12 protein-coding genes are annotated in these 14,382 nt (G+C 44.0%); 8 read left to right on the forward strand and 4 right to left on the reverse strand.

What is annotated here, in order from left to right; all coding sequences use genetic code 11:
* Positions 1-296 precede the first annotated feature (296 nt).
* Positions 297-2,720: an alpha-ketoacid dehydrogenase subunit alpha/beta gene (locus BLW16_RS01790; RefSeq protein ID WP_090554559.1), complete on the reverse strand. Its 2,424-nt coding sequence runs from the start codon at positions 2,718-2,720 to the stop codon at positions 297-299.
* Between the two features lie 130 nt (positions 2,721-2,850).
* Here BLW16_RS01790 and BLW16_RS01795 point away from each other — a divergent pair, with 130 nt between their 5' ends.
* Both BLW16_RS01795 and BLW16_RS01800 read left to right on the forward strand, forming a co-directional pair.
* Positions 2,851-3,243 (forward strand): DUF1573 domain-containing protein, encoded by a 393-nt coding sequence (locus BLW16_RS01795; protein ID WP_090554561.1) that lies wholly within the window; start codon positions 2,851-2,853, stop codon positions 3,241-3,243.
* Between the two features lie 66 nt (positions 3,244-3,309).
* Positions 3,310-4,509: a pyridoxal phosphate-dependent aminotransferase gene (locus BLW16_RS01800; protein WP_090554562.1), complete on the forward strand. Its 1,200-nt coding sequence runs from the start codon at positions 3,310-3,312 to the stop codon at positions 4,507-4,509.
* 104 nt (positions 4,510-4,613) lie between these two features.
* Here BLW16_RS01800 and BLW16_RS01805 read toward each other — a convergent pair whose 3' ends face one another.
* Positions 4,614-5,768, reverse strand: coding sequence for an ATP-binding protein (locus BLW16_RS01805; RefSeq protein WP_090554563.1), 1,155 nt, complete (start codon positions 5,766-5,768; stop codon positions 4,614-4,616).
* Between the two features lie 283 nt (positions 5,769-6,051).
* Between BLW16_RS01805 and BLW16_RS01810 the strand changes: the two genes are divergently transcribed.
* Genes BLW16_RS01810 through BLW16_RS01820 form a run of 3 tightly spaced genes read left to right on the forward strand, consistent with a single transcriptional unit; the run spans position 6,052 to position 8,469 of the window.
* Positions 6,052-6,480 (forward strand): MarR family winged helix-turn-helix transcriptional regulator, encoded by a 429-nt coding sequence (locus BLW16_RS01810; RefSeq protein WP_090554565.1) that lies wholly within the window; start codon positions 6,052-6,054, stop codon positions 6,478-6,480.
* A 15-nt stretch (positions 6,481-6,495) separates the two neighbouring features.
* The gene (locus tag BLW16_RS01815) at positions 6,496-7,098 is read left to right on the forward strand and encodes an isochorismatase family protein (RefSeq protein ID WP_217631494.1); all 603 of its coding nucleotides are present in this window, start codon (positions 6,496-6,498) and stop codon (positions 7,096-7,098) included.
* Positions 7,099-8,469: an MFS transporter gene (locus tag BLW16_RS01820; RefSeq protein WP_090554568.1), complete on the forward strand. Its 1,371-nt coding sequence runs from the start codon at positions 7,099-7,101 to the stop codon at positions 8,467-8,469.
* On the opposite strand, the gene BLW16_RS01825 is transcribed toward BLW16_RS01820, so the two are convergent.
* Positions 8,455-10,239 (reverse strand): ABC transporter ATP-binding protein, encoded by a 1,785-nt coding sequence (locus tag BLW16_RS01825; RefSeq protein WP_090554569.1) that lies wholly within the window; start codon positions 10,237-10,239, stop codon positions 8,455-8,457. The genes BLW16_RS01820 and BLW16_RS01825 overlap by 15 nt on opposite strands.
* 665 nt (positions 10,240-10,904) lie before the next feature.
* Here BLW16_RS01825 and BLW16_RS01830 point away from each other — a divergent pair.
* Positions 10,905-12,137 (forward strand): CehA/McbA family metallohydrolase, encoded by a 1,233-nt coding sequence (locus BLW16_RS01830; RefSeq protein WP_217631495.1) that lies wholly within the window; start codon positions 10,905-10,907, stop codon positions 12,135-12,137.
* Between the two features lie 13 nt (positions 12,138-12,150).
* Here the strand turns inward: BLW16_RS01830 and BLW16_RS01835 are convergent, their stop codons facing one another.
* A complete protein-coding gene (locus BLW16_RS01835; protein ID WP_090554571.1) occupies positions 12,151-12,759 on the reverse strand; it encodes a YdeI/OmpD-associated family protein in 609 nt (202 codons plus the stop codon).
* A 105-nt stretch (positions 12,760-12,864) separates the two neighbouring features.
* Between BLW16_RS01835 and BLW16_RS01840 the strand changes: the two genes are divergently transcribed.
* Together BLW16_RS01840 and BLW16_RS01845 are read left to right on the forward strand one after the other, a co-directional pair.
* Positions 12,865-13,395 carry a hypothetical protein gene (locus BLW16_RS01840; RefSeq protein WP_090554573.1) on the forward strand — a complete coding sequence of 177 codons (531 nt, stop codon included), beginning with the start codon at positions 12,865-12,867 and terminating at the stop codon, positions 13,393-13,395.
* 81 nt (positions 13,396-13,476) lie between these two features.
* Positions 13,477-14,364 (forward strand): dienelactone hydrolase family protein, encoded by an 888-nt coding sequence (locus BLW16_RS01845; RefSeq protein ID WP_090554575.1) that lies wholly within the window; start codon positions 13,477-13,479, stop codon positions 14,362-14,364.
* The last annotated feature ends 18 nt before the right edge of the window (positions 14,365-14,382 follow it).

The following is a 14,382-nucleotide window of genomic DNA, read 5'->3' on the forward strand; positions in this document are numbered from 1 at the left end:
TAAATAGATGTAACATGATGGCCGGATTCCCCGGTCTGCAATAGGTTTAAAGCGGACGTTTAGAAAATCCACCGGATAAATAGATGTAACATGACGGCCGGATTCCCCGGTCTGCAATAGGTTTAAAGCGGACGTTTAGAAAATCCACCGGATAAACTTTTAAAATAAATGTGTGCTGTATGACGGCCTCAGCGTTCTTTCGCGCAGCGAATTAATGCAGCCGGAATACAGTACACATTTATTTCAGCGAAGCCAGAAAATCCCTTAGACCTTATGCTGCAATGCAAGATATCCAGTTAATAAATAGCCGGATATTTTGTTGAATTATGTTCATTCATCATGCGGTACACCGTTTCTACTATGTCGTCTACTGACGGTTTTGTGAAATAATCACCATCAGTACCATATGGGGTGCGGTGTGCCTTTGCAGATAAGGTTTGCGGCTGTGCGTCCAGGTGATAATAACCGCCCTGTACTTCAAGTATCTGCTGTAGCAGGTATGCTGAACCGCCTCCAGGTACATCTTCGTCTACGATGAGGAGTTTGCTGGTTTTCTGTAAAGAGGCAGCACACAGGTGATCTGTGTCAAAAGGCAGCAGCGTTTGCGGATCAATAATCTCCAAAGAAATTCCCATCAGGGCCAGTTCTTCAGCAGCTTCTTCGACAATGCGGAGCGTGGAACCGTAGGAGACAACGGTAATATCTGCTCCTTCCCTGATCATTTCGGCCTTGCCCAGGGGAACAGTAAAATCACCTACGTTATCGGGCATCATCTCTTTCAGGCGGTAGCCGTTCAGGCATTCAATCACCAGGGCAGGTTCATCTGATCTGAGCAGAGTATTATACATTCCGGCCGCCCGCGTCATGTCGCGCGGCACACAGAGGTGCAAGCCCCTCAGAGAGCCCAGGATCATTGCAATCGGAGAGCCGGAGTGCCATACGCCTTCAAGGCGGTGACCGCGGGTGCGGATGATCACCGGTGCCTTCTGCCCTGCTTTGGTACGGTAAGACAGGCTTGCCAGGTCATCACTTAAGATGTTGAGTGCGTACAGCAGGTAATCCAGGTATTGTATTTCAGCTATCGGTTTTAGTCCGCGCAGCGCCAGGCCTATACCCTGGCCTATGATGGTCATTTCCCTGATACCGGTATCAGTGATCCGCAGGTCGCCATATTTGGCCTGCAGGCCTGCAAATCCCTGGTTTACGTCGCCAATAGCGCCCAGGTCTTCACCGAAGGCCACCAGGCGCTCGTCACGCGCAAAGTTGGCATCAAAACAGGCGTTCAGCACTTCACGGCCGTCAACCATTTTGCTGTTCTCCTGATAAGTAGCGGCAGTCATCTCCACCATGGAGATGCTTTCCTTACCATCAGTGAACAATTTTGAGTTGTAACGCTCTTCATTACGGAGCTTCTCCTTTTGGTACCAGTCCATCAAGCGTTCCCTTTCTTCAGAAGTATGGCCGCGTGTGATACGGAGGGCCCTTCTTGCTGAAGAGATGATCTCTTTCCGCTGTGCGTCAGGAGTGTTTACCAGTGTGCCGGTAATCCGGGTAAGGAGGGGATTGGAAACCGCCAGGTTATTGATCAGGGCGATTGCCTCATCTTTTTCTATCTTAATATCAGCCAGGAACTCATTCCATGCTTCTTTCTGGGCATCACGTACAAATTTCCTGGCCTTGTCTTCCAGGATGCCCAGCTGCTCTTCATCAACGATGGCAGATTCCAGCATCCAGTTACGCATCTGGCGAAGGCAGTCATATTCCTTCTCCCAGGCCAGCCTGCCCTTGTCTTTATATCTTTCATGGGATCCTGAAGTAGAATGGCCCTGGGGTTGTGTAACTTCAGTGACATGGATCATCACCGGTACATGCTCATTCCTGCAAACCTGGATGGCCTGCTGATAGGTTTCGCATAAAGCCGGATAATCCCATCCCCTTACCTTATAGATCTCAAATCCGGCGTTCTGATCATCACGCTGAAAGCCTTTCAGCACTTCAGAGATATCCTCTTTGGTAGTCTGGTACTTTGCGGGCACGGAGATGCCATAGGCGTCGTCCCAGATGGAAATAGCCATAGGGATCTGTAATACTCCGGCAGCATTTATAGCCTCAAAGAACACACCTTCAGAAGTTGAGGCATTGCCAATAGTACCAAAGGCCACCTCATTTCCTTTGACGGAAAAGTTCTTCAGGTAATCCAGTTCAGGGTTTTTTCTATATAATTTAGAAGCATAGGCCAGTCCTACGAGACGTGCCATCTGTCCGCCTGTAGGCGCAATGTCAGATGATGAATTCTTCATTGCGGTAAGGTCCTTCCAGGATCCGTCTTCATTTAAAGAACGGGTAGAAAAATGGCAGTTCATCTGACGGCCGGCAGAAGCGGGATCGGCCTGCACATCAGGATTTGCATATAACTGTGCAAAAAACTCCTTCATGGTACAAATACCGGTAGCAAAGGCGAACGTCTGATCGCGGTAGTACCCCGAACGCCAGTCGCCATTTTTAAAAGCTTTAGCCATGGCAATCTGCGGAAGTTCTTTTCCATCGCCAAAAATACCAAACTTCGCCTTGCCTGTTAAAACTTCCTTACGGCCCAATAAACTTGCTTGCCTGCTTTCGAAGGCAATCTTATAATCCTCGATCACAATCGTTTTAAAGGCCTCAAAACTTAATTCTGAAGCATCGATGGGGTTCGTTGTAAGTTTGTTATTTAGCATCATAGAAACAAAAGTTTATTGGGTAAAGATACATATTTTATAAAATATGCTCGGACAACAGGCGCAATATATAAATTTGTTCGGGGCTTTGAATTATGAAGTAAATCAGTAAATTTGTTTAAAACATACAAACATGAAAAAGCTAATTGTACTATTAACCTTTGTCTTAGGCATAAGCGTTGCCTCATTTGCACAAAGTAAACCGGCGGAATTTAAGTTCGAAAAAGAAACATATGATTTTGGAAAAATTCCAATGGGCAAACCTGTTTCTGTAGATTTTAAATTCACGAATGTTGGTGAAGAGCCGCTGATTTTAACCAAGGTTGAAACTACCTGCGGATGTACAGTTCCTACTTATACACAAACTCCTGTTCAGAAAGGACAGTCAGGATTGATCAAAGTAACTTATACTCCTGCCGGCACGCCGTTGCCATTCAGCAAAAGCATTACAATCACTTCAAATGCTAAAACAACCACTAAAGTGTTGTACATTAAAGGAGAGACTGTAGCAGCTAGCAGCAAATAATTTTATCAAAAAAATATTTATTTAATAAAAACCTCGTTAGTCAGCGAGGTTTTTTATTTTTGCAGCATGCCATATATATCAGAAAAAGGGGTTGAAATGCCGGCTTCACCTATTAGAAAGCTCAGTCCATTTGCCATACAGGCGAAAAAGGACGGTAAAAAAGTTTACCATTTAAATATCGGACAGCCTGATATAGCCACGCCCGAGGGGATGTTAAACGCGATTAAAAATATCGATTTTGATGTATGGGCCTATACTGAATCTGAAGGCACCTTAAGTTACAGAATTAAACTGACCGAATATTATAACAAACTGGGCTACAATATCAGGCCTGAAGACATCCTCGTTACGCTTGGCGGCTCTGAGGCAATCACCATTGCTATGCAAACCTGCGTGAATGAAGGTGACGAGATTATTATTCCGGAACCTTTTTATGCAAATTATAACGGATTTGCCTGTATGAGCAATGTGGTGGTTAAGCCTATTCTTTCTTATATTGAAACTGGTTTCGCACTCCCTCCGATAGCAGAATTTGAGAAAGTGATCACCGACAAGACCAAGGCTATCATCATCTGTAACCCAAATAATCCAACCGGCTATCTGTATTCAAAAGAAGAGCTGCAGGCGCTAAAAGAATTATGTCTTAAATATGACCTTTTTCTGTTCTGTGATGAGGCTTACAGGGAATTCTGTTATGACGGTAAGGACTTTATTTCTCCTATGCACCTGGATGGCCTGGATGAAAATGTAGTGATGCTTGATACTGTCTCTAAAAGATACAGCGCATGCGGCGCACGTTTGGGCTGCCTGATCACCAAAAATAAGGAAGTGATCAAATCAGCATTAAAATTTGCACAGGCAAGGCTAAGCCCCGGATTGGTAGAACAAATTGCAGGGTCTGCAGCTGTAGATACACCGGACAGTTACTTTGAAGCGGTAAATAAGGAATATACACTCCGCAGAAACACATTGGTTTCAAGGCTGAATAGTATTGAGGGAGTATTTTGCCCTAACCCGGGCGGCGCATTTTATGTAGTTGCCAAATTACCCATTGATGATGCCGATAAATTTTGTCAGTGGATACTGGAGAGCTTTGACTACCAGGGCAGAACCGTAATGATGGCACCTGCAACCGGTTTTTACTCTACACCGGGATCAGGAAAAAATGAGGTCAGGATGGCTTATGTACTGAACGTTAATGACCTGAATGCGGCAATGGATTGTTTGACAGTTGCGCTGGAGCAATATCCGGGAAGGACAGATTAGGTGTTCCGGGTAGTCTGTTCAGATTGCCGGAATCGCTGAATATAACCGATATGACGGTTCAGCAGCTGAACAGCTTTGCCTGCAGTACTGAACTATCATATCGGCTATGTAATATTGTTCCAGCTTAAAACAGTGTACTTATTCCTCTGCTGATCTTCAGTACCCCCATAGATCAGTGTTTTATTTACTTTGGCAGGCTTCGCTAATTCTTCGAAATGATCCATTTCCTTAAATAAAGAAGTTTTGATGGTCTCTGTCGCTTTTACTTCATAGATATCAAATCCCTGATGGGTTTTAAACAGAATATCAACTTCATTGGCATTGCTGTCCTGCCAGAAATAGTACTCCTGGTGCAGGTATAAATGCTCATTTCTTTTCTGAAATTCCGCCATGATCATATTTTCGAACAGGGCGCCTTTCAACCTGTTTTCCAGCAGCTCATCAGGGTTTCTGATTCCGAGCAGGTAACTTAATAAACCGGTATCGTAAAAATAGAGCTTAGGACTTTTTACCAGCCGCTTGTTAAAGTTCTCGTGATAGGGCTGAAGCAGAAAGATGACATAACTACTTTCCAGGATCGAAAGCCATGCTTTCGCAGTAGGTTGGGATATATTACATTCGTTTGCTAAAGTAGTGATATTCAACAGCTGTCCCGACCGTCCTGCGCATAATCCCAAAAACGTTCTGAATGCCCTAAGGTCCTTTATATTCAATAATTCAGTAACATCTTTCTCTATATAGGTCTGGACATAATTTGCGTAGAATATAACTGGGTCTATTTCCCTGTCAAAAATAGCCGGATAAAATCCTCTTACCAGCGTTCGCTGATAGGAACTGCCCAGTAAAGATTGCGTCTTCATTTCTGAAAAATCCAACGGCAGTAATTTGAACAATGCAACCCTGCCTGCCAGCATCTGTGTAATACTTTTTAACAAGTGAAAATTTTGTGATCCGGATAATATAAACTGCCCCATTTGCCCTGAAGCATCAACCCGGGTCTGGATGTATGAAAACAATGCCGGTACACGTTGAACCTCATCAAAAATAACTTTTTCGTTATAAACATTCAGAAAGGCAACAGGGTCTTCAAGTGCGAACGAACGAACATTGGGATCTTCGAGCGAGACATACCTGTAATCCTTAAATAATTCTTTTAACAGCGTAGTTTTACCCGATTGCCGTGGTCCGGTTAAGGCAATTACTGGGAATTTTAAACTCTGAGATTGAATGAGGTGAGTGAGTTGCCTGAAAATAAACATCGCCGTAATATATTATATATCAGCAAATTTACTCTTTCATTTTGAAATTACATAACTTCTATTTTCAATTTACATAAATTCTATTTTCAATTTACATATCCTATATTTTAAATTTACATAGATTATATTTTCAATTTACATAACTTCTATTTTGAATTTACATTGAAAAAACTGAAAACCTCCTCAATTCCAACAGGTTAATTAAATGACATATTTTTGATTTTATTTCTGGTATAACATCTACCTTTGTAAGGTAAACTTATAAGTTTACCTTACAAAGATCATGAAAGATACACATCTGGCTTCCTCACTGAGAAACGTGACCTCTAAATTATTTAAAAGGCTCAGACAACAGATCAATACGATTGATAACCTGTCAATAACGGAGATCAGCACGCTCTCCAACTTATACAATCATCAGCCGCTGTTTCCTTCGCAAATGGCAGAAATGGTGAAAATTAAAGCCCAGTCCATGTCGCAGATCATCAACAAGCTGGAAGAAGCAAACCTCATTCTCAAAACACCTTCGGAAACAGACAAAAGAAAAGTCTCTGTTTCACTGAGCGGTTTTGGAAAAGAAATGGTAGATAAAACAAGGTTTGAGCGTGATGAATGGCTGAATGAAGCGATAGAGCATCATCTATCAGTAGCAGATAAAAAGCTGCTTCAGGAAGCGGTTGCGTTAATGGAAAAACTGGCAGAATACAAATAAGAAACACACAAAATTATGATCACTCAAATAGACCCCACCACAGCTTTAGTACTCATTGACCTGCAAAAAGGAATCGTATCACTTCCTGTTGCCCACCCTGTGGCAGAGGTTATTGGAAAGGCAGCTCAGCTGACAGATGCCTTTCACGCCAGGAATATGCCGGTGGTTGTGGTCCATGTAAACCCGCTTGGCGCAAAATGGACACTAACCCGGGTAGAAAGCTCAACTACGCCAAAGGATGAAGAATCTATTAAACAAGCGAGAGAGGCGATGGAAAAAGGCGGCTTTTTCACCATCGTTCCTGAAATCAAAACCACAACTGAAGATATCTTTATTACGAAAGACAGCTGGAATGCCTTTTACAATACAGGTTTACACGAAAAGCTTCAGCGCCTGAATATCACGAGCATCGTACTGGCCGGGGTGGCCACCTCAATTGGTGTTGAAGGCACGGCAAGAGAAGCCAGCCAGCTGGGCTATAACATCACTTTTGCAAAAGATGCCATGACGGATATGCACCTCTCCGCCCATGAAAACAGCATGCAATTTATTTTTCCACGCATAGGAGAAGTTGACAATACCGCTGCCATCATCAAAAAACTTACAGAGGCAGTTTAGATGGGCAACCAGGCAGAGAAAGAGCCGGTTCCCTACCAATTCATGTTGCCTATTGTATTGGGCACCATGATGAACCCCCTGAATTCCACTATGCTCGCAACAGCATTGATCCCCTTATGCAATTCATTTAAGATCAGCGTAGGATCAGGGGCAATACTGGTTACTTCCCTTTACATGACTTCTACTATCGCCCAGCCGCTGATGGGGAGGTTGGCAGACATCTTTAGTGCAAAAAAGATCAATACCTTTGGTTTTATCTTAAGCCTGGCGGCAGCACTGATCGGTATGTTCGCACCGGGCTTTTCCTGGCTGATAGTCTCCAGGATTATGCTCGGACTGGGCACCTCAGCAGCTTACCCATCGGCAATGGCATTGATCAATAAAAAATATGCACAGGCACAGCGGCCCGTTCCAGGTAATGTATTGGGGATAGTGGGCATCTCTGCACAGGTCAGCATGATCCTGGGGCCGGTATTGGGTGGGTTACTTACGCAATGGCTGGGATGGAAAGGTATATTTTTTATCAATATCCCCTGGGTACTGATAGCCCTCTACCTCTCTAAGGCTATTCCGGCTGATCCGGTACCGAAAACGGCAAATGCAGTCAATCTGTTTAAAAAGCTGGATGTTCCGGGCATTCTTATTTTCAGCCTGTTCTTACTGTCACTCCTGTTCCCGCTGATCCAGCATTCGTTCTCCTGGCAGCTCACCCTGCCGGCCATACTGCTGCTCGTTTTACTGGTGGTTTGGGAACGCGGTCAGGACAGCCCCTTTATCGATGTCAGGCTTCTGGCAAATAAACCTGCCCTGTTACTGGTATATATCCGGGCCCTTGCTACAAGTTATATTCTGTATGCGATGTTATATGGATTTCCGCAATGGCTGGAAGGTGTCAGGCATTTTAATCCGGCAGAAACAGGCTTGTTCATGCTGCCAGACTCCATCGTGGCGATAGCTGTGGGACTACTCATCTCTAAAAGCACAAAACTGTTCAGACAGAACTTTCTTGGCGTACTCTTCATGGCGGCAACCTGTGCCGGGATGTTTATGCTGAACGAAAGTGTAGGGATGTTCGTCATTGTTGCTGTGACGATCGTGATGGGGGTAGCTGAAGGACTGAACCTGATTGCCAACCAGGCCTTGCTGAACGCCGAAGCACCTTTAGCCCGAAAAGGTGTTTCTTTTGGCCTGTACCGGACTTTTGCTTACCTCGGTGCAATCCTATCCAGCTCGCAGTTAAAGGTACTTTTTCATACAGGAATAACCGACCATAAATTCCATATTTTAAGTTATTCGACGGCTATTTCCTGTATGATACTGGTTGTTCTGCTCATCCCCTTATGGAGGAGGAGCCGCTTAATTCTCAATTAAGGCATCCAGTTTATTGAGTTCTTCCACTAACTTACGTTTACCAACCTGCTGACGCCACATAGCATAATAAAGGCCTTTCTGATCCAGTAGCTGCTCATGGTTACCACTTTCAATGATATGCCCGTTTTCAAGCACATATATGCGGTTGGCATGCATAATCGTAGACAACCTGTGTGCAATGATCAGCGTGATATGGTCTTTCAGGTCTGACAGCTTATTCACCGTCTTAGTGATCTCTTCTTCCGTCAGTGAATCAAGGGATGAAGTAGCTTCATCAAACAGCAGAATATTCGGATTGCGCAGCAGCGCTCTTGCAATGGACAAACGTTGTTTCTCACCGCCAGACACCTTTACGCCGCTTTCACCGATTAGCGTATCCAAGCCATCAGATGCCCTTGATAAAAGCGACTGACATGCCGCCTTATTCAGCGCAGCCATACATTCCTCATCCGTCGCATTGGGTTTAACAAACCTCAGGTTATCCCTGATGTTACCGGAGAAGAGTTGGGTATCCTGGGTTACAAAACCTATTTTCCGGCGCAGTTCATCCAGATGGATATCATCGGTATGTGTATGATTGTACAGAATATCACCTTTAAACGGTTTGTATAAACCTACCAGTAATTTAATCAGGGTAGTTTTACCCGATCCGGAAGGTCCTACAAATGCAACGGTCTCTCCTTCTTCTGCATGGAAGCTGATTCCGTTCAGGGCATTACGGTTACTGTTTTTATACTTGAAAAATACATTTTCAAACTTGACGTGTACAATTTTATTCAACTCGGTAGGGTCATCAGGTATGTGCTCTACCGGCATGTTCATGATCCTTTTGAAATTACCCAAAGAGATCTGGGCTTCCCTCCAGGTAAGGGCCATATGGCCAAATTCCTGCAATGGACCAAATAAGAAGTAAGAATACAACAGGAAACTGAAATACTGACCGGCAGATATTTCCTTGTCAAAAATCAGCATCAGCATGACTACCACCATTGTACTGCGTACAATGTTTACCGTACTGCCCTGTATAAAACTTAACATTCGCAGGATCTTGGTTTTGACGATCTCCAGGTTCAGGATCTTATAGGTAGCCATATTTAAACGTTCGATCTCCTGATCGCCCAGTCCATGACTTTTTACCAGTTCAATATTTCTTAATGATTCCGTAGAGCGGCCTGCAAGTACGGATGTCTTCAGGATGATCGCACGGTGTATTACCTTCACCTTTTTTGATAGTACCCAGCTCAGATAAGTAATAATCGGAACTGACAGCACAAATACAATGGTTACTTTATAACTGATAAAATATGAATAAACACTAACGAATATGATGCCGAATAAGGCCATGAACGTCACGTTGATAGATGATTTGATAAAATTCTCGGAATCGCTTCTTACACGCTGCAAGGTATCCAGCTTTTCCCCGCTGCGCTGTTCCTCAAACACATAATAAGGCATTGCCAGGGAATGTTTCATTCCATCAGCATACATTTCTGCACCGGTCTTTTGTGCAACTGTGATGGTGAAAAAATCCTGGAAGTTATTGGCAATACGCGACAGAAAAGCCGCCCCTATTCCTAATCCGATCAGCGTTAAAATTCCGGAAAAATACTCATGCCTGGATAGCAACTCACGTTTATTAATATATTCATCGACAATTTTACCAGTGATCAGCGGTTCGACCAGAGAAAAGCTTTGATTAATGGCGGTCATTAATAATGCGAGCAAAACTGTCCATCGATGCTTCTTGAGGTAACTTAGCAGGATCTTCATAAATTCGGCAGATTAAAATATAATTTTCTTTATTAAAAAATATTCAAACAAATACATTTTAATAAGTATGATGAGTTAATTTATTGCAAACATTAAAAAGACAAGCCAAATAATCCAGTAAACAAGACAGTAAAGCTTTATTTTACTTTAAATCTGCTAAAAACAGGCTGCCAATGCCTTAGATATCTTTCCCCGCAAATAATGCTTTACAATAATTATGCTTTGACTAAAATTATGCCAGAATGGTATAAATAAACAGTAATAAGCGGTTGCGGGGAATAATAATCAGATAAAAAACTAAAAATCACAAATATGACGCTATGTGATTAGTTATGAACGTATTTAGATATTGTAATATGAACACTATTGAACATTAAATAACAATTGTAAGATATGGGTAATAAGCCAATCAGTACAGCCTGATAGCCCTGCCATGAAATGTAGATACATGACACAGATTGACCTTAATGTCTACATTATGCAAAAATATTGAATATTAGTCCAGATTTCCTTCTATTTTTTCCGCAGGTACCAGGTGGTCATGCATGGAGGTTTTGTACATTTTTGTTTTGACGCCAAACCTCCCCCTTAACAATTTGTTAACACCGATCAACAGTGATTATCCGATTGCTCAGACGTAATTTGAACAAAAAATAATTCAATAAATGATGTTTAAGAATAACAGCAGGACGAAGCAGATCACCGGCATGGTCTATAGCGGATTACTGGCAACAATTGCAGGCTGCATGACGCTTCCGGCGTCGGCCCAACAGGCACACGTTAACCCATGGGCACCTAAGAAAATCAAGGCATTTCCACCTGTTGCCAGCCTTACCAAAGGCGTATGGCTGAAGGGCGATCTTCACCTCCATTCCAACCACAGCAAAGATGCCTCAAACAATCCGGTGGCAAAGATTGTCGCCTTTTCTGAGTCAGTAGGCATGGATTATATCTGCATTACAGATCACGACAATCATGTCAACGGCGATGTAGCCAGCAACACCTGGGCAGACCCGGAATTCAAATCAGACTCCCTCCTGCTGCTTTACGGTGCAGAATGGACAACTACCCGCGGCCATGGCAATGTTTTTTCTGCTAAACCATATGACAACCAGCGTTTATATGATGTCCGTGATCAGCGTGATGTGGCTGTAGGGGCTGTAAAAAAAGAACTTGGCATACACCTGTCGGCCAATCATCCCAGTGGAAAAGATCACTTCGGCTACTCCTATGATATGATTAACTCAATTGAAGTCTGGAATTCCGCGGTATGGCCAAAAAATGCCGATGCCATCATGATCTGGGACGACATGCTCTCCTCGGGCCGTAAACTTACCGGCAGGGGCGGAAGCGACTCACACCACGGGGCGCCGGATTCACCGGATAAAGCAACGAAAAACAGCTACCAAAATAAAGTGAACTATGTAGGTACCCCTACCACCTGGGTATTTGCTACCTCGCGGACAACACAGGCTGTAGTAGATGCCCTTACCAACGGACGCGTTGCAGTCAGCGCAAACCCTTATGCGCCGCGTGTAGAGTTCTATGCAGACCTTAACCAGGATGGAAAGATGGATATGATGATGGGAGATAATGCCAAAGCAACGGGCAAACCTGTCAAATTCCGTATTCAGCTAACCGGAAACACAGCAGCGGGAGCAGCTTACACGGTTAATGTAGTAAAAAATGGCAATCCATTCCAAACCTTACAGGCCGGCGGAAAAACACCTGTGGTTGAGTTCTCAGATACGCCGGAGGCAATTGGCCGCAGCTATTACCGCATTGTAGTTGAAGGGCCGGCGACAGCCTACCCGCAGGTTCCAGGGTCAGCATCCTTAAGCGGAAACATGATCGGATTGTCCAACCCTATCTGCTTCAACTTCGACCCGAACTTTTAACCGCAACGTGATATTACTTGTATTTCCAGTTCCTTATTTTCCCTTCGCTTATCCATTCAATGGCAGTTTCCAGTCGTTTATTTCGTGTGGCTTCAGTTTTAGCCTCTTCAAACCAGCTGATGTATTCTTTCTTTTGCGAGGGGCTGAATTTTTCAAATTGTTCCTTCAGGAGCAGATTTTTGTCAAGTATTTCAGCAAAATAAACAGGGACAACCACTGCGCCTTTGTCCGCGGGTACTTTGGGGCGGGGAGGCGTTTTAATCCCCTGCAGATTCAGTGACAGGGCCTGCCGGATATACTGAATAAGAATATCATCGGCAGGAAGATCTGCAAGGCTGGTGATACGCCCAAGGCTGCCCGCAGTGTCAGCCTGCTGATTTAATATTTTATAGGGGTCATCCATCAGCCCTGCTTTCCAGAAACCGAAGGCGCAATGCTGCTTGAATGCCGCCAGCTGACATACGGGTCCTTCATGATCAAAAAACGGACAGCTCCATTTGATCGTCTCCTTCAGTTCAGGTGAAGCCTGGTGCACAAGGTCACGAAGATGGGTAAGAATAGGTTTTGCAAAATCTGCACTCTTAGCGATATATGCATCAACGCGGCTATCATATTGTTCCATACTGCAATATAAGAAATTGGCATAATTGTAAAGAATGCAGTGATAAAGATACGAGAGGAGATCAATGGTCTGTAAATTGTTAGGGATAAACCATAATTACCTAATATGACGCATCAGGACGAACTACAGGAAAATAACACCAAAAAAAACGAACAGCTCAGCCTGCTGTTTGCCCATTATGGCAGGGCCATATATGTTGCCCAGGTATTGGAGCAGCAGACCATCAATATGGTTGCCATCGATGAAATTGTCAGCTCTCAGGCGGATTCTGAAAATGCTTATGACACGATATGGGCCAAGTATGATATCGGTAAAATGATGATGGGGATAATGACAAATTTACTGCAGCAGGCCTATCAGATTGATGAGAACGATATGGAAGAACTGAGAAGTCTGCTGTCCACTAAAAATGATCTGGCAAACAGGTATTTCAGATGCAACGACCTGACTGCTGCTGCTGAAGAAGATGGTGACCGGATGATCAGGGATTTCGTAGATTTTACGCAGCGCGTCCAAATCATCAATGAACACTTAGATCTGTACAGAGCAGCCTACAACAGGCGGTCAGGAGTAACTGAAGAGACTATCGCGGCGGCTGTTTCTGCCAGGAAAGAAGAGTGGCAGAGCATTGGCTGATTTTCAGACGTAGCGAGACTGTTACGCTGTGGCTGACAAGCATTTGCCATGAATTATTATTTTTGAATAAAGTCTATTAATATGAGCCAGATTAATAAAGAAGACATCAAACAGGAAGTGTTTGATCTGTATGATGACTACGCACACAACCGTCTGAACAGGCGTTCCTTTGTGCAAAAGTTGTCTGCATATGCAGTTGGCGGGTTAACGGTACCTGCACTAATGAGTTTCCTGATGCCCGACTACCAGGGCAACATGCAGATCAAGCCAGATGATCCCCGCTTAAAATCTGATTATATCAATTACTCTTCAGCAAAAGGCGGCGGAACGATCAAAGGATTGTTATCAAAACCTAAAGATGCTAACAAGAAACTTGGCGGCATCATCGTGGTCCATGAAAACCGGGGGCTGAACCCATATATCGAAGATGTGGCCAGAAGAGCTGCCCTTGCCGGATTTATCTCGCTTGCGCCGGATGCACTGACACCACTGGGCGGTTATCCCGGTAATGACGACGAAGGACGTACCCTGCAAAGCAAAAGGGACAAGGGCGAGATGGAAGAAGATTTTATTGCCGCATACGAGTACCTTAAACACCACAAGGACTGTAACGGCAAGGTGGGTGTAGTAGGTTTTTGTTTTGGCGGCGGCATCGCCAATATGATGGCCGTTCGTATACCTGACCTGGCAGCAGCAGTACCTTTTTACGGAAGCCAGCCTGCCCTGACAGACGTACCTGAAATTAAAGCACCCCTGATGCTGCACTATGCATCCCTGGATACCAGGATTACAGAAGGATGGCCTGCCTATGAAGCTGCATTAAAAGAAAACGGCAAAAAATACGAGGCCTTCGTTTATGAAAACGTAAACCATGGATTTCATAATGATACCACTCCCAGATATGACAAAGCCGCAGCAGAACTTGCCTGGAAACGCAGCATAGATTTTTTCACTGCGCATCTGGCATAAAGTATTCATGACTGAAAA

Source organism: Pedobacter hartonius (genome assembly GCF_900107535.1).
GTDB lineage: Bacteria > Bacteroidota > Bacteroidia > Sphingobacteriales > Sphingobacteriaceae > Pedobacter > Pedobacter hartonius.